This window comes from Mesorhizobium sp. WSM1386, assembly GCF_055901595.1.
Map to the genome: position 1 here is coordinate 579,059 of NZ_CM148373.1, position 19,839 is coordinate 598,897.

A 19,839-nucleotide genomic window follows, 5' to 3' on the forward strand; every position below is an offset into this window, starting at 1 on the left:
AGATGACGCAGACGGGCAAGACGGAAGCCTTGGCAATTTCGGGACTGGACTGTTTCTACGGCGAGGTCCAGGTGCTCTATGGTCTCGACCTCGTGCTAAACAAGGGCGAGGTGTTGTGCCTGTTCGGCCGCAACGGCGCCGGCAAGACGACGACGCTGAAGGCGATCATGGGCCTTGTGCCAGCCGGCGCCGGCTCGATCAAGCTCGGCGGACAGGAACTGACCGGCCTCCCGGCGCATGAGGTGCCGAAGGCCGGCGTCGCCTATGTGCCGCAGGGACGGCGGCTGTTCGCCGAGATGACGGTGGCCGAAAACATCGAGATCGGGCTGATGGCGCGCGGCAAGGGCAAGGACGTGCGGGAAAATGTCCTCGACCTTTTTCCGCTGCTTCGCCAGCGGCTGCGGCAGCGTTCCGGCACTCTGTCGGGCGGCGAACAGCAGATGCTGGCCATGGCGCGCGCGCTTTGCCTCGAACCGCAGGTGCTGCTGCTCGACGAGCCGACCGAAGGGCTGATGCCGTCGATGATCGCCAAAATCCGCGAGACGGTGGCCAAGCTGCGCGACATGGGCGTCTCGACCATACTGGTCGAACAACGGGTCGACGCGGTGCTCTCGGTCGCCGACCGAGTCTCGTTCATCGAGAACGGGCGCAACCGCGAAACCGTGGATGTCGAGGACCTGCGCGCCGACCCATCGGCGGTCAGGCGCTACGTGGGCGTCGGTTGATCAGCCGAAGAACAGAAAGCCCGCAACCAGAAACGTCGGGATCAGCACCAGGCCGGACCACAGCATATAGCCGAAGAAGCCCGGCATCCTGACGCCGCGATGCCTGGCGATGGCATAGACCATGAAGTTGGGCGCGTTGCCGATATAGGTGTTGGCGCCCATGAACACGGCGCCCGCCGAGATCGCGGCAAGCGTCGAGGCGAACTCGGTCATCAGATGCTGGGGGTCGCCGCCGGCGAGTTCGAAGAACACCAGATAGGTCGGCGCATTGTCGAGGAAGGACGACAGCGCTCCGGTCAGCCAGAAATAGGCGAGGTCGTTGGGCTGGCCTGAAGGAGAACTGACCAGCGACACCAGCGGCGCCAAGGCCCCCTCATGGCTTGCCCTGAGGATGGCGATGACCGGCACGATGCAGATGAAGATGCCGGCAAACAATTTCGCCACCTCCGCGATCGGCCCCCAGTTGAAGCCGTTCGCTTCGCGGTGGCTTTTGTAGGAGAGGGGGAGCGACAGCAGGGCCAGCGCAAGGATGATGGCGTCGCGCACCAGGTTCTGCAGCTCGAGACCGACGCCGAACACGGAGAAGCTGACGCCTGGCTTCCAGGCCGCCGACAAAAGGATCGCAGCGATGACGCCGGCCAGCAGCGGAAGGTTGGCCAGGCCGCGCAGACGCACCTTCGTATCCGGCGTCGGATCCTTGATCTTTGGCGCGCCGGCCTCGCGCCGGTGCAGGATGATGTCGATGACCAGGAACATCGCCAGCACGACGAGGCCGACCAAAAGCGTCTCCCGGTAGAGATTGGTCGTTGTCCAGAAGAAATCGACACCGCGCAGGAAGCCGACGAACAGCGGCGGGTCGCCGAGCGGCGTCAGCGAGCCGCCGATGTTGGAGACCAGGAAAATGAAGAAGATGACGACATGGGCGTTGAACGGCCTGTTGTCGTTGGCGCGCAGGATCGGCCGGATCAGGATCATCGAGGCGCCGGTGGTGCCGATCACCGAGGCCAGGATCGCACCGGCAAGCAGCAGCCCGGCATTGACCAGCGGCGTGCCATGGATGTTGCCGGCAAGCAGGATGCCGCCCGAGATCGTGTAGAGCGCGAACAGAAGGATGATGAACGACATGTATTCGGTGAGCAGCGCATGCAGCACCGCCTCGGTCGCCGAGGGGACGCCGAAGGCCAGCGCCAACGGCACGATCACCAGCGCCGCCCATAGGGCTGTGATCTTGCCGTAGTGATGCTCCCATGCATGGTGGAACAGCAGCGGACCGGTGGCGATCGACAGCAGCAGCCCGGCGAATGGCAGCGCCCACCACAGCGACATCGCGGCGCCGGGCAGGCCGTGTTCTTCCGCCGCGAAAGCCACGCCTGGAAACAGGAGCGCGACAGCGATCGCCGCACCTGCCATCTTGCCTATGGTGATCCGCAAAAAGCCCCCCGCTGCCCCACCGTTCAGTCCGACAACTGGTCTTCAAGCGTCACGCCGGCGTCGCGCATACGCTGCAGCATGGCATCAAGCGAACCGTTGAGATCGATGCCGCGGCAGGCGTCGAGCCGGACCGTGGTCTTGAAGCCATGGCTGACGGCGTCGAGCGCCGAAAAGCCGACGCAGAAATCGGTCGCCAGCCCGACCAGGGTCAGCGTGTCGATGCCGCGTTCCCTGAGATAGCCGGCGAGGCCGGTCGGCGTCGCCTGATCGTTCTCGAAGAAGGCCGAGTAGCTGTCGATGGCGGGGCGGAACCCCTTGCGGATGACGAGCTCGGCCTTGGTCCAGGCGAGGCCGGAGTGAAAGTCCGAGCCGAGGCTGCCCTGGATGCAATGGTCCGGCCACAAGGTCTGCTGGCCGTAGGGCATCTCGATCATGGTGAAAGGCTGCGCGCTCGGATGGCTGGAGGCAAAGCTCGAATGGCCGGCGGGATGCCAATCCTGCGTCAGCACGACATGGTCGGCATGGCGTATCATATCGTTGACCAGCGGCACGATCTCGTCGCCGCCGGCAACCGCCAGCGCGCCGCCGGGGCAAAAGTCGTTCTGCAGGTCGATGACAACAAGCGCTTCGTCGGCCATGGGGCTTTCCTCTTCCGTATGCAGGCTCCAGTGGAAAATGCCGCTGACGCGACCGGAGGCAGAAACTTGACCAGATGGCCGCCTGCGTCAACCTCTGGAAGCGTAACAAATGCGTGGAGGCGGAGCCGCCGCAAACTCCGGCTTTGACAATTCCTGCCGGCTTGATATCATTTGCATACGAATGAATTTCCCGGCCCTGCGCTGGAAGGATCTTCGAAGTACCAGCTCTGGAAGGCCTCTTTTCGGGAAGGCAAAGCGTGATCCGTTACGCGAAACCCACCACTGTCGACGAGGCGCTCGCTTTGCTTGGCGAGGGCGCCTGGCGCATTCTTGCCGGCGGCACGGATTTCTATCCGGCACAGGGCAGCAAGCCGTTCCGCGACAATGTCCTCGACATAAACGGCCTGACGGCGCTGCGCGGTATTGCCGAGACCGGCAGCCATTGGGTCATCGGCGCGCGCACGACATGGACCGACATCATCCGCCACCCCTTGCCGCCGGCCTTCGATGCACTGAAACAGGCAGCGCGCGAGGTCGGTTCGCTGCAGATCCAGAACGTCGCCTCGGTCGCCGGCAATCTCTGCAACGCCTCGCCGGCCGCCGACGGCGTGCCGGGCCTGCTTATCCTCGACGCCGAGGTCGAGCTGCGCTCGGCGGCGGCGACGCGCCATCTGCCCTTGCCGGATTTCATTCTCGGCAACCGCCGCACGGCCCTGCGGCCGGGCGAAATGGTCATGGCCATCCGCGTGCCGAAGCCCGCGGGTACGTCCGCCTTCGTCAAGCTCGGTGCGCGGCGTTACCTCGTGATTTCCATCGCCATGGTGGCGGTGCGCCTGGTCGTGGACGCCGGCACGGTCACGGACGCGGCGATAGCCGTCGGCTCGTGCTCAGCAGTCGCCAAGCGCCTTACCGGTATCGAGGGGGCGTTGCGGGGACTGGCAGCGGATGGCGGGCTCGCCGATGCGGTCCAATCCGCGCCAATGGCCGAGCTGTCGCCGATCGCCGATGTGCGCGGCAGCGCCGAGTATCGGCTCGATGCCGTGCGCGAGATCGTTGCCCGCGCTGTGCTGACGGCCGCTGCACCGACGAACGACCACATGGTGGCGGCATGAGCCAAGTTCTGCCTGAAATGAACGGAGCTCTGCCGGATCTGGGTGGCGTTCCGCTCGGCCTTGAACGCGCCGACATCGCCTTCGCGGTCAACGGTGCCGCCGTCTCGGTCAACGTGCCGCCGCTGCGCCGACTGTCGCAGGTTTTGCGTGACGAATTGCAGCTGACCGGCACCAAGGTCGGCTGCGACGCCGGCGACTGCGGCGCCTGCACGGTGCTGGTCGACGGCGATCCCGTCTGCGCCTGCCTGATGTCGGCGGCCTCCGCCGCCGGGGCATCGGTGACAACGGTCGAAGGCCTCGCCAATGGCCGGCTGTCGGCGTTGCAGGCCTCATTCCTCGCCCATGGCGCGGCGCAATGCGGCATCTGCACTCCGGCGCTGCTGATCGCGGCGACGGCGCTCCTGGACAAAAAGGCGAGCCCAACCGAGATCGAAGTGCAGGACGCGCTCGGCGGCATTCTGTGTCGTTGCACCGGTTATCGGAAGATCATCGCGGCGGTGATGGATGCCTTCTTGCAGCCGGCAAGCCTGGATTTCCGCCTGCCTCAGTCCGGCCACGCCATTGGCTCCTCCCCGATCCGGCTCGATGGCGTGCCGAAAGTCACCGGGGCTGAGAAATTCGGCGGCGATGCCTTCCCCGCCGATGCGCTTGCCGTGCTGGTGGTCCGCTCGCCACATTATCACGCCAGCTTTGCCTTCGGCGATCTTGATGGCTGGGTGAAGAAGCATCCCGGCATCGCCGGCGTGTTCACGGCGGCCGATATTCCGGGAAAAAACTGTTTCGGTGTTATCAGCCCGTTCGCCGACCAGCCGGCGCTGGCCGACGGATTGGCGCGGCTTCGCGGCGAAGCGGTGGCGCTGGTTGCCGGCGAGCGTGAGGCGATGCTCGATCTCGATTTGTCGGATTTTCCAATCCGCTGGAGCGAATTGCCGCATTTTCTGCAGCCTGGCGAAGCGCAGGCCGAAGGTGCTGCGCTGATCCATCAGGCGCGCCCGGCCAACCTGTTGACCAAGGGCTTCGTCGAGCGTGGCGATCCCGAGGCAGCGCTCGCCAGTGCCGCCGTCACGGTTTCCGGCGCGATCGACACGTCCTATGTCGAGCACGCCTATATCGAGCCCGAAGCCGGCCATGCCCATATGGATGGCGACACGCTGGTCGTCGTCGCCTGCACCCAGGCGCCCTACATGGACCGCGACGAGACGGCGAAGGTGCTCGGCCTTGCCGTCGACAAGGTGCGCATCGTGCCGACGGCGACCGGCGGCGGTTTCGGCTCGAAACTCGACGTCTCGCTGCAGCCGCTGATCGGCCTGGTGGCGCTGAAGACCGGACGGCCGGCAGCACTTGCCTACACACGCAACGAATCGATGATTTCGACCACCAAGCGTCATCCCGCTGAGATGAAGGCGACCATCGGCGCCGATGCCGACGGCCATGTCACCGGCATGATTTTTTCAGGCGATTTCAACACCGGCGCCTATGCAAGCTGGGGCCCGACCGTCGCCAACCGCGTGCCTGTACATGCTTCCGGCCCCTATGCGACGCCGAATTACCGCGCCGAGGGCCGCGCCGTGCATACGCATGGGCCGATTTCCGGCGCCTTCCGCGGCTTCGGCGTGCCGCAGGCGACGATCATGCAGGAGACGCTCTATGACGAACTGGCTGGCAGGCTCGGTATCGACCGGCTCGATTTTCGCTTGAAGAACTGCCTTCGGAACGGCTCCGAAACGGTTACGGGGCAGAGGCTGGAGTCCGGCGTCGGCATTGCCGAGTGCCTGGAGTCGCTCCGTCCGCATTGGGCACGTGCGATGGCGGACGCGGATGCATTCAACAGCGCCAGCATGGACAGAAAACGCGGTGTTGGCGTGGCTTCGTGCTGGTATGGCTGCGGCAACACATCGCTGCCCAATCCCTCGACCATCAAGGTCGGCATCTCGCCGTCGGGCGAGGTCATCCTGCACCAGGGCGCCGTCGATATCGGCCAGGGTTCCAACACCGTCATCGCCCAGATCTGCGCCGATGCGCTTGGCCTGCCGCTGGACAAATTCCGGCTCAGGAGCGCCGATACGGGCATCAGCCCGGACGCTGGCAAGACGTCCGCGTCGCGCCAGACTTTCGTCACCGGCAAGGCGGCCGAGAAGGCGGGGCGGGCCTTGCGCGAAAAGATCCTGCGCTTCGCCAATGTTTCCGAAAAAGCCTCCATGCAGCTCGATGGCGTGGCAATCGTCATCCGCGAGGGCGAGGCCACGCGCCGTATCGATCTCGCCTCGCTCGAGGTGGATGGCGGTGGCTTCGTCTTCCGCGCCGAGGAGACCTACGATCCGCCGACGCTGCCGCTCGACGCCAAGGGCCAGGGCAAACCCTATGCCGTCTACGGCTATGGCGCGCAGATCGCCGAACTCGAGGTCGATCTCAAGCTCGGCACGGTGAAGCTGATCAAGATCACCGCCGTGCACGATGTCGGCAAGGCGATCAATCCGCTGCTGGTCGAGGGCCAGATCGAAGGCGGCATCGCGCAAGGCATCGGCATGGCGCTGATGGAAGAATATATCCCGGGGCGCACCGAAAACCTGCACGACTATCTGATCCCGACCATTGGCGACGTGCCGCCGATCGAGACCATCCTGGTCGAGGTGCCCGATCCCGAGGGCCCATTCGGCGCCAAGGGCCTGGGCGAGCATGTGCTGATCCCGACGGCGCCGGCGATCCTCAACGCCATCCGCCACGCCACCGGCGTCCTGGTCACCAAGGTCCCGGCGACGCCGACGCGTATCCGCGCCGGCATCCGCGAAAAAGATGGCATCCGCGAACAGGAGGCACGCCGATGAGCGAGCTTGCCGAGCGCTTCGAGACCCATGATCCCGGCGAGAAGCTGGTGGCGGAGAAGATCCGCTGCGATGCCTGCCCGGTGATGTGCTACATCGCCGAGGGCCGCACCGGCGCCTGCGACCGCTACGGCAATGTCGGCGGCCGCATCGTGCGCATGGACCCGCTGACCATCCTCGATCATGCGGCGGAGACCGGCGCCACGATGGTGCCTTTCGTCGCCGAGGGCGCAGCGTGGGACGGCGAGTTGGTCAACACCGGCCGCCGCTTTGTCACGGCAATAGGCGCCGGCACCACCTATCCCGACTACAAGCCGGCCCCGTTCATCGTCAGCCAGGAGGTCGAGGGCGTCGATCTGGTGACCGTGGTCACCGAAGGCATCTTTTCGTACTGCGGCGTCAAGGTGAAGATCGATACCGACCGGCACCTCGGCCCCGAGACGGCTGTCGTGCGCTCGCAAGGCGAGGCGATCGGTCACGTCACGACCGGCGAATATGGCTCGCAGATGCTGTCGCTGGGCGGCGTGCATCATTTGACCGGCGGCTCCAAGGCGGAGGGCCGCGCCACCTGCGACGCACTGCTCGATTTATGCAACCGCAAGCCGGTGGAACTCGGCATCGACGGCGGCGCCACCATCGTCGTCGAAGCCGGCAAACCACCTGTCATCGACGGCAAGCAGGAACACCGCATGCGCGTCGGCTGCGGCTCGGCCACCATCGGCATGTTCGCCACGCAATGGCGCGGGCTGGTCGACGAGGTGGTGGTGGTCGACGACCACATCACCGGCGTGGTCTCCGAGCATCAGGCCGGCAAGGTGCTGGGCTGGCAGGATACGGGCATCAAGATCATCGGCCGCCGTTCGACGCCGGGGCGCTATTTCAAGGTCTCCGAACCCGGCCTTGGCTGGGGCGGCACCTCGATTTCCGACCCGCTGTCGATCCTTGGCGACTGGAACGCCAAGAAGGGCGCGCGGCCCGGCCTGTCGCTGCTGATGGTTTCGACCACCGGCGAGCAGTTCGCCTATTACGAACTCGATGACGAATTGAAGCCGGTCGAAAAGCCGTTCCCCGAGCGGCTGCAGAAGTCGGTCGGTCTGATCGAGGACAATTGCGAGCCGGCTTTGTGCACCGTGCTGTTCGTCGGCGGCGCCGGCGGCTCGCTGCGCGCCGGCGTCACCGAAAACCCGGTCAATCTTACCCGTTCGGTGCAAGGGCTGAAGACCTATGTCACGGTCGGCGGCGCGCCGGTCTATGTCTGGCCGGGCGGCGGCATCACGCTGATGGTCGATGTCACGCGGGTGCCCGAAGGCGCCTTCGGCTATGTGCCGACACCGGCGCTGGTGGCGCCGATCGAATTCACCTTGCGCCGCGACGACTACATCAAGCTGGGCGGCTACGAGGCCGAAATCCGCAGTGTCCACGACATCGTTGCCAAGGGCGGCGAATACCTCAATGCGCGCCGCGGTACCGGCGCGCCGGGCAGCAATCCGTGGCCGCCGCTGGCGCAATTGCACCGTGTGCCCGCGAGCGGTGCCGGGTGATGCAAGGCCCGCAGGTCCATTGGCTGCAGGACGGCAAGCGGCTGCACCTCAACCATGGGCCGATCGACCTGATCGTAGAGGCCTTTGGCGAGGCGGATGAGTGCCGTGCCGCCTACGAGCAAGCCGTGGCGCGCTTCCAGACGATCCTGATCGAGCTGGTCAAGGAGCTTTCCGAATTGAGGCTGCCGGCATTCTTCCTGGCGCCGCGCGCCTTTGACGGCCCGACGGCGCGTCGCATGGAGGCGGCCGTCATCCCGTTGGCGGAATGCTTCATCACGCCGATGGCCGCCGTTGCCGGGTCGGTAGCCGACGAAATGCTCGCCGCGCTGCTTGCGGGTCGCAAGCTCGATCGCGCCTATGTCAACAATGGCGGCGACAGCGCACTCCATATCGGCAACGGCCTTTCGATGAAGCTGGCGATCGCCGGCACGGGCCACGACATGGCCGACCGGATCATGATCCGCCCGCAGGATGGTGTGCGCGGCGTTGCAACCAGCGGCTGGCGTGGCCGCTCCTTCTCGCTTGGTATTGCCGACGCCGTCACCGTGCTGGCGCGGACTGGCGCCGAGGCCGATGCGGCGGCGACACTCATTGCCAACGCCGTGGACCTGCCCGGCAATCCAGCCGTCAAGCGCATTCCCGCAAGCGAATTGTCCCCCGACAGCGATCTCGGTTCGCGACTGGTGACGCAAAGCGTCGGCACGCTTGCGCCTGGCGAAGTGGCGCGGGCGCTGGACAACGGCCTTGCCGTCGCCGAAGATTTTCGCCGGCGCGGCCTGATCGCCGGATCGGCGCTGTTTCTTGGCGGTGAGGCCCGCGTCAGTGGCTCCGTTGCGCTTGCGGCGCCCAACAAGAATTCGAGGGAGGAAGTTGCGCATGCCTGAGTTTCCGATCCGCAAGATCGCTGTCCTGACCGAAGAGATCTTTCACGAGGGCGGACCGGCGGCCAAGGTGCCGCGCCGGCGCGCAGCCGCCATGGCGCTGGTGAAAAACCCGTTCGCCGGGCGTTATGCAGAGGAGCTGCAGAGCGCCATGGACGATCTGAAACCGCTCGGCCTGCTGCTCGCCGACCGGCTGGTCGCAGCGCTCGGTGGCGACGTCAAGCAGATCGACGGCTACGGCAAGGGCGCCATTGTCGGCATAGCGGGCGAGCTCGAGCACGGCGCGCTCTGGCATGTGCCTGGCGGCTATGCGATGCGCGAACGGTTGGGCGACGCCAAGGCGATCGTGCCGTCGGCCAAGAAGGTCGGCGCTTTCGGCTCGAAGCTCGACGTGCCGCTCGGCCACATCAACGCAGCCTATGTGCGCAGCCATTTCGACGCCATGGAGGTCGGCATCAGCGACGGCCCGCGCCCCGACGAGATCCTGTTCTGCCTGGCCATGACCTGCGGCCCGCGCATCCATAATCGCATGGGAGGGCTCGCGGCCGACGACATCAAGGCATGGGACGGCTTGCGGTGAGCGGCGAGGACAATCTGCTCAAGCTGGTCGAGGTCGAGACGCCGGAGGATTACCTCCTGCAGGAGCAGGTCGGCTTCATCCTGCGCAAGGCGCATCAGCGCCATGTCTCGATCTTCGCCGCGCATATCGGCGACCTGACGCCGCCGCAATTCGCCGCGCTCGCCAAGCTGCGCGACGTCGGCGAAACCTCGCAGAACCAGCTCGGCACGCTGATCGCCATGGATGCGGCGACGGTGAAGGGCGTCATCGACCGACTGAAGGCGCGCGGCCTGGTCGAGCTTTCCAAGCATGAGGTCGACAAAAGGCGGCTGCTGGTCAACCTGACCGCCGAAGGGCGCGAAGCGATCGAACGGCTGATCCCGCTGGCGCGCGAAATCACCGCGGAAACCTTGGCGCCACTGTCGGCCAAGGAGGCCGCTACCTTCATGAGGCTGCTGGTGAAGCTGGCGTAGGGCTGCCCAGCTCCATTTTTAGCACGATCCCGTGCCACGCCGCCTCAGGCCGCCTGCGACAGCGATTTGTGGGCCTCCGCCAAAATCTCGAACGACCGCACCCGGGCGGCATGATCCGATATCTGCGCGGTGACCATCAGCTCGTCGGCGCCGGTGCGGCGCACGAACGCATCGATGCCCTGGCGGACCGTTTCGGGAGAGCCGACGACGGCGCAGGACAGCGCCTGGCCAAGCATGGTCCTGGCCATCGGGTCAAGGTCGCGATCGTAATTCTCGACCGGCGGCGGCAATCTGCCGGGCCGGCCGGTGCGCAGGTTGACGAAGGCCTGCTGCAGCGAGGTGAACAGCAACCGCGCCTCGGCATCGGTGGGTGCCGCAAAGACATTGAGGCCGAGCATGACATGCGGCTTGTCGAGCTGTTCCGACGGCTGGAAGCGCGAGCGGTAGATGTCGAGCGCGTGGTCGAGCTCGGCCGGCGCGAAATGCGAGGCGAAGGCATAAGGCAGGCCGAGCATAGCGGCGAGCTGCGCGCCATAGAGGCTGGAGCCGAGGATCCAGATCGGCACGGTCTGGCCTTCGCCGGGCACGGCGCGCAGGCGCTGGCCCTCCTCGGCCGGCAGGAAATAGCCCATCAGCTCGACGACATCCTGCGGGAAATTGTCGACGCCGGCTTCGAGGTTGCGGCGCAAGGCGCGCGCGGTATTCATGTCGGTGCCGGGCGCGCGGCCGAGGCCGAGATCGATGCGGCCGGGAAACAAGGCGGCCAGCGTGCCGAACTGCTCGGCAATCACCAGCGGCGCATGGTTGGGCAGCATGATGCCGCCCGCGCCGACGCGAATGGTCCTGGTGCCGCCGGCGACATGGGCGATGACCACGGCCGTGGCCGCACTGGCGATGCCCGGCATGTTGTGATGCTCCGCCAGCCAGTAGCGCTTGTAGCCCAACCGCTCGGCATGGCGGGCAAGATCGAGCGAATTGGCCAGCGACTGCGAGGCATCGCTGCCTTCGACGATCGGCGACAGGTCGAGAACGGACAGTTCGGTCATGCGTTGGTCTCCAAGATCTTCTTTTCGCGCACCCTGGCCTCGAAGCCGGCACGGTCTGGAATGACGATGCCGAGCTGGCCTTCCAGCGTGTCGGCGAGTTCGGCGGCAGTGGCTATGTCCTTCTGCTCGGTGCGGCCGCCGATGTGGTGGATCGACAGCCGATTGCCGCGCAACGCGTAGCGCCGGTCGGGCGCGGCTCGCGCCGCCAGGACGGAGGTGAGGAAATGCGATATCGGGTTGGTCGACAGGAAGTAGCTGGCGATGGAATAGTCGACCTCGTATTGCGGCTGCAGGTCGAAGCGGTAAAGCGAGCGCCAATCGCCGCCGATGGCGGCCTGCAGGCGGAAATGATCGTCGGTCGCGGCGATACGGAAGGTCTCATGCGGGGTTTTCTGTTCCGTGCCGGGCTCCAGCAGCAGCGGTGCGGTCAGGGTCAGGCCGCCGAAGCCGACATCGGCGATATAGGTCCGGCCTCCGAGCTCGACGCGCAGCAGCATGTGGCTGCGCGCGGTGATGGCGTCTTCCGCCTGCCCCCAAAGCACGCGCGCGGCAAGGCCGCCGACCTCGAAGCCAAGCGCTTTCAGCGCATGCATGAATAGAAGATTGTGCTCGAAGCAATAGCCGCCGCGCCCGCCAGCGACGATCTTGTCCTGCAGCGCGGCAAGGTCGAGCCTGACCGGGCGGCCGAGAAACGGATCGATGTTCTCGAAGGGGATTGCCTGCGGGTGCCGGAAGTGAAGCGCCTTCAGCGTATCCAGCGAAGCATCCCTGGAACCGGCATAGCCGATGCGGGCGAAATAGGCGTCGAGGTCGAAGGGAGCATCGCTCATCGGGAAGGGCACCGGGCATTGATCGGCCGGATATAGGCATTCGATCCCCGCGCCGCAAACACGGCCAGCCGTTCATGCCGAAGCCTTGCCGTCCTCCTCGGCTGGTTCCTCTTCCACCACGGCGGTGTGCTGCGCGGCGAGAAAATTGCCGACATGGCTGAGCCCGTCGAAATGGTCGCAGAACACCTTGATGACGACCAGCAACGGCACCGCCATCAGGGCGCCGACGAAACCCCACAGCCACGACCAGAAGGCAATGGCGATGAAGATCGCCACGGCGTTGATCTCGAGGCGCCGACCAACCACCATCGGCGTCACGAACTGGCCTTCGACGACGTCGCACAAAAGCACGAAGGCGGGTGCCAACAGCGCGTAGGAAATGGTGTCGAAGCTGATCAGCGCAATCACCGCGACCAGCACGATGGTCAAGAGCGCCCCGACATAGGGCAAGAAGTTGAACAGGGCGGCGGCCACGCCCCAGACCAGCGGGTTGGGCACGCCGAGCGCCCACAGGCCAAGGCCGATGACCGTACCGAGGCCGGCATTGATGACGGTGACGGTGAGCAGATAGTGCGAGATTTCGCGCTCGACGTCATAGACCACGCGCAGCGCCCGCTTCTTCTCGCTGAGGCTGGCGAAAGACTGGATGATCTTCTCGTAGAACATCGTTCCCGAGGCGAGCAGAAACAGCGACAGCACGAAGATGATGGTGAGGCTGGTTCCCGCCGACAGGATGTTGCTGGCGGCCGCCGACAGGATGCCGGACTGCGCCACCGCGACTTTTTGGATGCCGGACTCCTGCGAGGTCTCGGTCAGCTGCTCGATCTGATGCGAAATCTGCATGATCTTTTCCAGCGGGCGCCGCAATTGCGCCAGCCGCTCGGTAAGCTGCTGACCGATCGACGAGGAGTTGTTGATGAGGTCGATGACCGGGCTGGAGAGCAGGTAGCCGGCGCTGGCGAAGACGCAGATCGACAGCAGCACCAGAAGGGTCGCCGAGGCCACTTCGGGGATGCCGCGCTTGCGCAGTATCCGCACGATTGGGGTGAGCGTCAGGGCGAGCAGGAAGGCCAGGATGACCGGCATGAAGAAGGCGCGTGCGAAGTAGAGGGCGTAGATGGCCATGAACAGGAAAATGCCGACCAGCAGCGATCGCATCAGATGCGTGTCGGCGCGCGCCTCGACGCGCGGATCCGGCTCGTCGGCGGCGCCTGCGCCCAAGGCAGCGGGTTCGGTTTTCATGGTCACCCTCGAGCCGTCCACCTCTCCGCGGCCGGCAATTGCCTGCAGGAAACGCGAAGTTCAGGCTGTAGGTTCCATGAGCCGGCTTTGCGAACGGGCGTGGCTGGCGAGCCCGCCCGCCGCTCAGGCGGCGGGTGTTGCTACTGCCGGCGCCGACTTCGCGGTTTCCTTGCGCACGATCGGCGCCACCCTGGTGCCGTAGAGTTCGATCGCCTTCATGATCTTGGCATGCGGCATGGTGCCGATCGCCATCTGCAACAGGAAGCGGTCATTGTTGAAGATCCTGTGCTGGGCGACGATCTTTTCGGCGACCTGCTCGGGATTGCCGACGAACAGGGCGCCATTCGGACCGCGCGACTGGTCGAAATGCGCCCGCGATGTCGGGCCCCAGCCGCGCTCGCGGCCGATGCGGTTCATCACCTCGGCTTGCGGGCCATAAAAGTCATCGGCGGCCTGCTCGGTCGTCTCGGCGATGAAGCCGTGCACGTTGATGCTGGTGGCGAGGCCCGCCGGGTCGCTGCCGGCGCGTTTGGCCGCCTCGCGGTAGAGGTCCAGCAGCGGCGCGAAGCGTGCCGGCTCGCCGCCGATGATGGCGAGCGCCAGCGGCAGGCCGAGCGCGCCCGCGCGGGCCGCGGACTGCGGCGTGCCGCCAATGGCGATCCAGACCGGCAACCTGTCCTGGAACGGCCGGGGATAGACGCCGCGATCATTGATCGGCGCGCGCAGATTGCCCGACCAGGTGACTTTCACCTGGTCGCGGATGGCAAGCAGCAGATCGAGCTTTTCAGCGAAGAGCTCGTCATAGTCCTCCAGATTGTAGCCGAACAGCGGGAAGGACTCGATGAACGAGCCGCGTCCAGCCATGATCTCGGCACGACCGCGCGAGAGAAGATCGAGCGTGGCGAACTGCTGGAAGACGCGAACCGGATCGTCGGAGGAGAGCACGGTGACCGCGCTGGTCAGCCTGATGCGCTTGGAGCGCTCGGCGGCGGCCGCCAGGGCCACGACCGGTGCCGAGGCCGCATAGTCGGGCCGGTGATGCTCGCCGAGACCAAAGACGTCGAGACCGACCTGGTCGGCCAGTTCGACCTCCTCGATCAGGTTGCGCAATCGCTCATGCGGGCCGATGGCGCCCGGGCCGGGCTGCGGGCTGACGTCGGCAAAGGTGTAGAGACCGAGTTCCATCTGATGTCATCCTGGTGTTGGGTTTTGCGGCTAGACCTAGCGAGTGCCTGGCCCCGCCGCCAGAGGCTCGGACAGTGAACAGTGCATGTCGTTTTGCAAGGAAAAGGCGTCTCCCGTGCGCAACAGCACAGAATTTCATGGCTGGCATACCGTTTTGGCGCTTGAACTCTCGCTATTCGCGCGTATGTAAGCCTCGCGAATTGACTTCAGGGAAGTGGACTTGGCTATCTACAGGGAAAAAGACATTTTCGAGCGGCGCAATGCCGCGAACGAGGCAAAGAAGGCGCTTTTGGAGCGCTTCAAGTCAAAGCCGGCGGCGGATGATCCTGCAGTGCTGGCACGACAGGCCGAACGCAAGGCAATCCTCGAGGCTCGCGAAATACGCGAAGCTGAAAAGGCCAGGCTGAAGCAGGAAAAGCTGGCACGCGAAGCGGTCGAGAAGGCCGAGCGCGAGGCAGCGGCCGAAGCGGCGCGCATTGCAGCCGAAGAGGCGGCACAGGCTGAAGCGAAGATCAAGGAAGCCGAAGAGAACGAGCGCATCGCCCGTTTGCTGGCCGACGAAGCCGAACGCAAGGCGAAACGCGACGCACGCTATGCGGCGCGCAAGCAGCGTACCGGCAGAACGCCGCCAGGCTTTTCGGCTCGCTAACGCCTTAGCGACCAAGCTTCGAATTCAGGATCAGGGTCGCCTCGCAGCGGCCCTGAATGCGTTGTTGTGAAAGCAACGCTTTTGAGCCCGTCAGGGGCAGGTTATCCCAAAGGCTGCCTCCCTCGCGGGCCCGCACCCTCGGGCCAAGTCGATGGGAGGCACTTGGACTCGATCAGGCCGCGAACTTCAGCCCCATGATGCCGCAGACGATCAACGCGATGCAGGCGAGCCTGATCGCCGTAGCGGGCTCGCCGAGCAGCCAGATGCCGAGCAGCGCCGTGCCGACGGTCCCGATGCCGGTCCACACCGCATAGGCCGTGCCGACAGGCAGCGCCTTCAGCGCCAGGCCGAGCAGGGTAAGACTGACGACCATCGACGCGACCGTCAGCACCGTCGGAACGAGCCTGGTGAATCCATCGGTGTATTTGAGGCCTATCGCCCAACCGATTTCGAACAGGCCGGCGAAAAACAGAAAAATCCACGACATCGCAACGCTCCATCCAGCATCGGGCCGGAACGGGACCCGATCCCGAGATGCTCGATAGATGATGGGCGGGTCGTCCCGACCGGATTTTGGGGAGGCGCGGGGTCGTCCCCGCACCGGCAATATAGGTCGTCAAAACGTCCGATCGACGCTCGCCGGCGGCATTGTCCGACGCCGCCGGTCAAATCCCGCCGAGCGGGATGTGCCGAAGCCTACTTTTCCTTGATGCGCATCGCCTTGACCGGCGGCGCCTTCAGGGCGGGAGCGGGAGCGGGCTTCTTGGCGTCCTTCTTCGGCTTGCGGGCTTCCTTGCCTGCCTTCATCGCACCTTTAGCCATGATTCGTTCCTCCAATTGCGGGAAGCCAAGTGAAACAAGAGAAACGCTTTGCCGCAAGGGCCTTGAGTCGGTCGCGACCGCCGGCTGGCCGCTTTCAACCGCTTTCTAATTTGCTCGTAAACCATGGCGGTCCGTGCCATGGTCATCTTCGCACTGCAGCATCGATCCGCGCTTTCGCTGGATGATTGCCAGGCAGGCCGGTCAGGACGACGATGCGAATTCACATCGGCTGCGAGATGAGCTTCGACTTTCCGCAGGAAACGCCGCTCATCGCGATGCTCAATGTCCACTACTCCCGTGCCTCCGATCTCGAACGCCCGGATTTCCTGACGTCCAACCCGCCAGTGCCGATCGAGAGCTATCGCGACAGTTTCGGCAATTGGTGCAACCGCTTCGTCGCGCCGCCCGGGCGTTTTACCTTCGGTACCGATGCGGTGATCCGCGATCCCGGTACATTCGAGATGAGCGAGCTGATGGCCTGGCAGCACGAGGTGCGCGACCTGCCGGCGGAGACGCTGCTGTTCCTGCTGCCCAGCCGGTTTTGCGAGAGCGACCTTTTGGCTGATGACGCCTGGCGGCTGTTCGGCCATACGCCATCAGGCATCCCGCGCGTGCAGGCGGTGTGCGATTTCGTCCACAATCACATCGTCTTCAACTATGGCAATGCACGGCCGACGCGCACAGCCGCCGAAGCCTATCGCGAGCAGAGCGGCGTATGCCGCGACTTCGCGCACCTTGCCGTCACCTTCTGCCGGGCGCTCAACATCCCGACGCGCTATTGCACCGGCTATATCAGCGACATCGGCATGCCGAAGCCTTGGGCGAGCATGGATTTCTGCGCCTGGATGGAGGTCTATCTCGGCGGCCGCTGGCACGCTTTCGATCCACGCAACAACGCGCCGCGCATCGGCCGCATCCTGATCGCCTCCGGCCGCGACGCGGCGGACGTGCCACTGACCCATATTTTCGGACCGGGCTTGCTTGCCGGCTTCAGGGTGTGGACCGACGAGATCGTCGAATAGAAGGTTTTCCAACCTCAAGCCTTCAATGACCTGAACGACCGGGCCGGTTCGCGCGTTGTGCTGCCTGTGGAGCTTCGGCGGCGGGGCAGCTACGATGGGTATCCCGAAGGAGACAGCATTGCATGGCCGGGCATGGCGGCTCGAAAACGGTTATCTATGCGGCGCTGGCGGGCAATCTCGCCATCGCGCTGACCAAATTCGCCGCCGCCTTCTTCACCGGCAGTTCGGCGATGCTGTCGGAGGGCGTGCACTCGCTGGTCGACACCGGCAATGGCAGCCTGCTGCTCTATGGCATGCATCGTGCCGCGCGTCCGGCCGACCGCACGCATCCGCTGGGCCACGGCCGCGAACTCTATTTCTGGAGCTTCATCGTCGCTCTCCTGGTCTTCGCGCTGGGTGCCGGCGTGTCGTTCTACGAGGGCATCATCCACATCATGGCGCCGGAACCGGTTGCCAACGTCAGGGTGAACTACATCGTCCTTGGCCTGTCCTTCCTGTTCGAAGGCAGCTCCTGGCTGGTGGCGCTGAAGGAATTTCGCCGGCAGAAGAGCAAGGGGGAAGGCTGGCTGCAAGCGGTGCAATCGAGCAAGGATCCGAGCGTCTACACCGTTCTGTTCGAGGACAGCGCCGCCCTGCTCGGCCTGATCGTCGCCTTTGCCGGCATCCTGGCGGCGGAACTGCTCGATATGCCGGAACTCGACGGTGCCGCTTCCATCGGCATCGCCGTCATCCTCGGCGCGACGGCGGTCTTCCTGGCTCGCGAAAGCAAGGGCCTGCTCATCGGCGAGCCGGCTTCACCCGAGGTGCAGAAAAGGGTGCTGGCGATCGTCCAGCAGGATCCGGCCGTACAGCGGGCGAACGGCGTTCTGACCGTCCATATGGGACCGGCAGAGATCGTCGCCGCCCTGAGCATCGAGTTCGAGGATCATCTGGCGGCGCCGGAGATCGAGGCCTGTGTCGAGCGCATCGAGGCGCGCCTGAAGGCAGAAATGCCGGAGATCACGCGGCTGTTCGTCAAGCCGCAGACCACTGGTACCTGGGAGCAGCGGCGCAAGCTGATCGGTGCCATGTCCGGCCCGGGCCTGGACTAGCAAAGCGAAGTTGCCTCGCGGGCTTGCCCCGCTAAGATTGGTCCGAATTGCAGGAGGAGCGACGATGAAGATAGACGGCGGATGCCACTGTGGCGCCATCACCTATGAAGCGGAGGTCGACCCGGAAAAGACGTCGATCTGCCATTGCACGGATTGCCAGCAGCTGACCGGCACCGCCTTTCGCGTGACGGTTCCGGCGCCGGAAAACAACTACCGGATCACGCGCGGCACCCCGAAAATCTACATCAAGACCGTGGCGAGCGGCGCCAAGCGCGTCCAGGCCTTTTGCCCAGACTGCGGCTCGCACCTTTACGCCACGTCGGTCGGAGATGGTCCGAAGGTCTATGGAATTCGGGTGGGGACCGCGCGGCAACGTCAGGATCTGGTTCCGACACTGCAGAAATGGCACCGATCGGCGCTGCACTGGCTGCCTGAATTTCAGGGCATGACCACCGTGGAGGAGCAGTAGCGCCGGGTCAGGTGCCGCGCCTCAATCGTCGCCTTCGACGACCCTCAGCCTGAGCTGACCGGTCTTCGAATCGGCGACGCGGGGGCCGGCGTCGGCCTTCGCGGCCGGTGCACGTGAGGCGCCGTCCGGGCCGGCATCGCCGTCTGGCTGCGCGCCGAATTCCAGCGCCTCGATCTTCTGGCCGCGCTTGGTGACCTTCGATGTCGAGACCAGGATATCGTCGATGTCCTTGGCCGACTGGCCGAAATGGACCTGCAGTTTGCGCACCCGCTCGTCGACCCGCGCGACATCCTCCATCAGCCGGATCACCTCGCCCTGAATCAGATGCGCCTGTTCGCGCATGCGGGCGTCCTTGAGGATGGCCTGGATGACCTGGATCGACAGCATCAGCAGCGACGGCGAAACGATGACGACGCGCGCCCGATGCGCCTTGTGGACGATCGCCTCGAAATTCTCGTGGATTTCGGCGAACACCGATTCCGACGGCACGAACATGAAGGCGGTGTCCTGCGTCTCGCCCTGGATCAGGTATTTTTCCGAGATGTCGCGGACATGGATCTCGATGTCGCGGCGGAAGGCCTGGGCGGCGACCTTCTGCAGGTCGGCGCCATCGGCGGCTCGGATGGCGTTCCATGCCTCCAGCGGGAACTTGGCATCGATCGCCAGCGACGGCGCGCCATTCGGCATTTTAACCAGGCAATCGGGCCGGCTGCCGTTCGACAGCGTCGCCTGGAACTCGTAAGCGCCATGCGGCAGGCCGTCGGCGACGATGGCCTCCATGCGCGACTGGCCGAAAGCGCCGCGCGTCTGCTTGTTGGAGAGGATCGCCTGCAACTGCACGACCTGGCCGGCGAGCGACTGGATGTTGCCCTGCGCGGTGTCGATGACCGCCAGCCGCTCCTGCAGCTTCGCCAGGCTCTCATGGGTGGATTTGGTCTGTTCGGTCATGGTCTGGCCGATGCGGCCGGTCATGGCGTCGAGACGCTGGCCGATCGATTGCGTCAGCTCTGCCTGGCGCGCGCCGAACACTTCGGCGATAGCGCCCATGCGGCCCTGCATCTCCGCCTGGGATTGCAGAATGCCGGCCATCCGCGCCTCGGCGTCGCGGGCGTGGTCGGCGGCTTCGGCAGCCGCCACGGCGCGCGCCTTGGCTGACCGCCACAGCGCGACGACAAGCGCCACGAACAGGCCAAGAAACAGCAATGCGCCGAAAGCCAGCGCGTGGCCAAGCGTGATCGTGGAGGCGCCAAGCCGTGCGACGGGCTCCGAAAGGATGGTGCTCAGGTCATTCATGTGGACAG

The 19,839-nt window shown here is 65.2% G+C and carries 20 protein-coding genes; 11 read left to right on the forward strand and 9 right to left on the reverse strand.

Annotated elements, in window-relative coordinates:
• Window positions 1–2: 2 nt before the first annotated feature.
• Entirely contained in the window at window positions 3–725 is a 723-nt protein-coding gene (locus AC0NIH_RS02735) for an ABC transporter ATP-binding protein (protein ID WP_352709536.1), read from the forward strand.
• On the opposite strand, the gene AC0NIH_RS02740 is transcribed toward AC0NIH_RS02735, so the two are convergent.
• Window positions 726–2,135 carry a sodium:proton antiporter gene (locus AC0NIH_RS02740; RefSeq protein ID WP_473467215.1) on the reverse strand — a complete coding sequence of 470 codons (1,410 nt, stop codon included), beginning with the start codon at window positions 2,133–2,135 and terminating at the stop codon, window positions 726–728.
• Between the two features lie 44 nt (window positions 2,136–2,179).
• Complete coding sequence (gene pncA / locus AC0NIH_RS02745; protein WP_473467148.1) at window positions 2,180–2,794, reverse strand: bifunctional nicotinamidase/pyrazinamidase; 615 nt, start codon at window positions 2,792–2,794, stop codon at window positions 2,180–2,182.
• Window positions 2,795–3,051: 257 nt separating this feature from the next.
• Here pncA and AC0NIH_RS02750 point away from each other — a divergent pair, with 257 nt between their 5' ends.
• The 6 genes from AC0NIH_RS02750 to AC0NIH_RS02775 are packed head-to-tail and all read left to right on the forward strand — an operon-like array spanning window position 3,052 to window position 10,182.
• The gene (locus AC0NIH_RS02750) at window positions 3,052–3,906 is read left to right on the forward strand and encodes an FAD binding domain-containing protein (protein WP_473467146.1); all 855 of its coding nucleotides are present in this window, start codon (window positions 3,052–3,054) and stop codon (window positions 3,904–3,906) included.
• The gene (locus tag AC0NIH_RS02755) at window positions 3,903–6,731 is read left to right on the forward strand and encodes a molybdopterin-dependent oxidoreductase (protein WP_473467145.1); all 2,829 of its coding nucleotides are present in this window, start codon (window positions 3,903–3,905) and stop codon (window positions 6,729–6,731) included. The genes AC0NIH_RS02750 and AC0NIH_RS02755 overlap by 4 nt, the downstream gene beginning before the upstream one ends.
• Entirely contained in the window at window positions 6,728–8,269 is a 1,542-nt protein-coding gene (locus tag AC0NIH_RS02760; RefSeq protein ID WP_473467142.1) for a 6-hydroxynicotinate reductase, read from the forward strand. Before AC0NIH_RS02755 ends, AC0NIH_RS02760 begins: the two co-directional genes overlap by 4 nt.
• Complete coding sequence (locus tag AC0NIH_RS02765) at window positions 8,269–9,153, forward strand: UPF0280 family protein (protein WP_473467140.1); 885 nt, start codon at window positions 8,269–8,271, stop codon at window positions 9,151–9,153. Before AC0NIH_RS02760 ends, AC0NIH_RS02765 begins: the two co-directional genes overlap by 1 nt.
• Window positions 9,146–9,730, forward strand: coding sequence for an amino acid synthesis family protein (locus AC0NIH_RS02770; protein ID WP_473467139.1), 585 nt, complete (start codon window positions 9,146–9,148; stop codon window positions 9,728–9,730). The genes AC0NIH_RS02765 and AC0NIH_RS02770 overlap by 8 nt, the downstream gene beginning before the upstream one ends.
• Window positions 9,727–10,182 carry a MarR family winged helix-turn-helix transcriptional regulator gene (locus AC0NIH_RS02775; protein WP_023765484.1) on the forward strand — a complete coding sequence of 152 codons (456 nt, stop codon included), beginning with the start codon at window positions 9,727–9,729 and terminating at the stop codon, window positions 10,180–10,182. The genes AC0NIH_RS02770 and AC0NIH_RS02775 overlap by 4 nt, the downstream gene beginning before the upstream one ends.
• 44 nt (window positions 10,183–10,226) lie before the next feature.
• Here the strand turns inward: AC0NIH_RS02775 and AC0NIH_RS02780 are convergent, their stop codons facing one another.
• The 4 genes from AC0NIH_RS02780 to AC0NIH_RS02795 all read right to left on the reverse strand — a co-directional run bounded on the left by AC0NIH_RS02780 (window position 10,227) and on the right by AC0NIH_RS02795 (window position 14,485).
• Window positions 10,227–11,228, reverse strand: coding sequence for an LLM class flavin-dependent oxidoreductase (locus AC0NIH_RS02780; protein ID WP_140575233.1), 1,002 nt, complete (start codon window positions 11,226–11,228; stop codon window positions 10,227–10,229).
• Window positions 11,225–12,058 carry an arylamine N-acetyltransferase family protein gene (locus tag AC0NIH_RS02785; protein WP_473467137.1) on the reverse strand — a complete coding sequence of 278 codons (834 nt, stop codon included), beginning with the start codon at window positions 12,056–12,058 and terminating at the stop codon, window positions 11,225–11,227. The genes AC0NIH_RS02780 and AC0NIH_RS02785 overlap by 4 nt, the downstream gene beginning before the upstream one ends.
• Window positions 12,059–12,130: 72 nt before the next feature.
• Window positions 12,131–13,300 (reverse strand): AI-2E family transporter, encoded by a 1,170-nt coding sequence (locus AC0NIH_RS02790; protein ID WP_023765481.1) that lies wholly within the window; start codon window positions 13,298–13,300, stop codon window positions 12,131–12,133.
• Between the two features lie 123 nt (window positions 13,301–13,423).
• The gene (locus AC0NIH_RS02795) at window positions 13,424–14,485 is read right to left on the reverse strand and encodes an LLM class flavin-dependent oxidoreductase (RefSeq protein ID WP_473467135.1); all 1,062 of its coding nucleotides are present in this window, start codon (window positions 14,483–14,485) and stop codon (window positions 13,424–13,426) included.
• A gap of 220 nt (window positions 14,486–14,705) precedes the next feature.
• On the opposite strand from AC0NIH_RS02795, the gene AC0NIH_RS02800 reads away from it, so the two are divergent.
• The gene (locus AC0NIH_RS02800; RefSeq protein ID WP_023765479.1) at window positions 14,706–15,134 is read left to right on the forward strand and encodes a DUF6481 family protein; all 429 of its coding nucleotides are present in this window, start codon (window positions 14,706–14,708) and stop codon (window positions 15,132–15,134) included.
• 172 nt (window positions 15,135–15,306) lie between these two features.
• On the opposite strand, the gene sugE is transcribed toward AC0NIH_RS02800, so the two are convergent.
• Both sugE and AC0NIH_RS02810 read right to left on the reverse strand, forming a co-directional pair.
• Window positions 15,307–15,621 (reverse strand): quaternary ammonium compound efflux SMR transporter SugE, encoded by a 315-nt coding sequence (gene sugE / locus AC0NIH_RS02805; protein WP_023765478.1) that lies wholly within the window; start codon window positions 15,619–15,621, stop codon window positions 15,307–15,309.
• Between the two features lie 209 nt (window positions 15,622–15,830).
• Window positions 15,831–15,956 (reverse strand): hypothetical protein, encoded by a 126-nt coding sequence (locus AC0NIH_RS02810; RefSeq protein ID WP_013891842.1) that lies wholly within the window; start codon window positions 15,954–15,956, stop codon window positions 15,831–15,833.
• A 212-nt stretch (window positions 15,957–16,168) separates the two neighbouring features.
• Here AC0NIH_RS02810 and AC0NIH_RS02815 point away from each other — a divergent pair, with 212 nt between their 5' ends.
• From AC0NIH_RS02815 to AC0NIH_RS02825, 3 genes are all read left to right on the forward strand, one after another.
• Window positions 16,169–16,978, forward strand: coding sequence for a transglutaminase-like domain-containing protein (locus tag AC0NIH_RS02815; protein ID WP_023765477.1), 810 nt, complete (start codon window positions 16,169–16,171; stop codon window positions 16,976–16,978).
• A 122-nt stretch (window positions 16,979–17,100) separates the two neighbouring features.
• On the forward strand, window positions 17,101–18,069 hold the full coding sequence (locus AC0NIH_RS02820) for a cation diffusion facilitator family transporter (protein ID WP_286438072.1): 969 nt from the start codon (window positions 17,101–17,103) through the stop codon (window positions 18,067–18,069).
• A 64-nt stretch (window positions 18,070–18,133) separates the two neighbouring features.
• Window positions 18,134–18,538: a GFA family protein gene (locus tag AC0NIH_RS02825; RefSeq protein WP_023765474.1), complete on the forward strand. Its 405-nt coding sequence runs from the start codon at window positions 18,134–18,136 to the stop codon at window positions 18,536–18,538.
• Between the two features lie 21 nt (window positions 18,539–18,559).
• Here the strand turns inward: AC0NIH_RS02825 and AC0NIH_RS02830 are convergent, their stop codons facing one another.
• Window positions 18,560–19,831, reverse strand: a complete 1,272-nt coding sequence (locus tag AC0NIH_RS02830; protein WP_013891846.1) for a DNA recombination protein RmuC — start codon at window positions 19,829–19,831, stop codon at window positions 18,560–18,562.
• Window positions 19,832–19,839: the final 8 nt, after the last annotated feature.

Bases quoted from the DNA above. Each gene is read 5' to 3' on its own strand.
- AC0NIH_RS02755 (WP_473467145.1), top strand. From the start codon at position 3,903: ATGAGCCAAGTTCTGCCTGAAATGAACGGAGCTCTGCCGGATCTGGGT.
- AC0NIH_RS02820 (WP_286438072.1), top strand. From the start codon at position 17,101: ATGGCCGGGCATGGCGGCTCGAAAACGGTTATCTATGCGGCGCTGGCG.
- AC0NIH_RS02795 (WP_473467135.1), bottom strand. From the start codon at position 14,485: ATGGAACTCGGTCTCTACACCTTTGCCGACGTCAGCCCGCAGCCCGGC.
- AC0NIH_RS02735 (WP_352709536.1), top strand. From the start codon at position 3: ATGACGCAGACGGGCAAGACGGAAGCCTTGGCAATTTCGGGACTGGAC.
- AC0NIH_RS02785 (WP_473467137.1), bottom strand. From the start codon at position 12,058: ATGAGCGATGCTCCCTTCGACCTCGACGCCTATTTCGCCCGCATCGGC.
- AC0NIH_RS02740 (WP_473467215.1), bottom strand. From the start codon at position 2,135: ATGGCAGGTGCGGCGATCGCTGTCGCGCTCCTGTTTCCAGGCGTGGCT.
- AC0NIH_RS02825 (WP_023765474.1), top strand. From the start codon at position 18,134: ATGAAGATAGACGGCGGATGCCACTGTGGCGCCATCACCTATGAAGCG.
- sugE (WP_023765478.1), bottom strand. From the start codon at position 15,621: ATGTCGTGGATTTTTCTGTTTTTCGCCGGCCTGTTCGAAATCGGTTGG.
- AC0NIH_RS02830 (WP_013891846.1), bottom strand. From the start codon at position 19,831: ATGAATGACCTGAGCACCATCCTTTCGGAGCCCGTCGCACGGCTTGGC.
- AC0NIH_RS02765 (WP_473467140.1), top strand. From the start codon at position 8,269: ATGCAAGGCCCGCAGGTCCATTGGCTGCAGGACGGCAAGCGGCTGCAC.
- pncA (WP_473467148.1), bottom strand. From the start codon at position 2,794: ATGGCCGACGAAGCGCTTGTTGTCATCGACCTGCAGAACGACTTTTGC.
- AC0NIH_RS02770 (WP_473467139.1), top strand. From the start codon at position 9,146: ATGCCTGAGTTTCCGATCCGCAAGATCGCTGTCCTGACCGAAGAGATC.
- AC0NIH_RS02790 (WP_023765481.1), bottom strand. From the start codon at position 13,300: ATGAAAACCGAACCCGCTGCCTTGGGCGCAGGCGCCGCCGACGAGCCG.
- AC0NIH_RS02815 (WP_023765477.1), top strand. From the start codon at position 16,169: ATGCGAATTCACATCGGCTGCGAGATGAGCTTCGACTTTCCGCAGGAA.
- AC0NIH_RS02780 (WP_140575233.1), bottom strand. From the start codon at position 11,228: ATGACCGAACTGTCCGTTCTCGACCTGTCGCCGATCGTCGAAGGCAGC.
- AC0NIH_RS02810 (WP_013891842.1), bottom strand. From the start codon at position 15,956: ATGGCTAAAGGTGCGATGAAGGCAGGCAAGGAAGCCCGCAAGCCGAAG.
- AC0NIH_RS02760 (WP_473467142.1), top strand. From the start codon at position 6,728: ATGAGCGAGCTTGCCGAGCGCTTCGAGACCCATGATCCCGGCGAGAAG.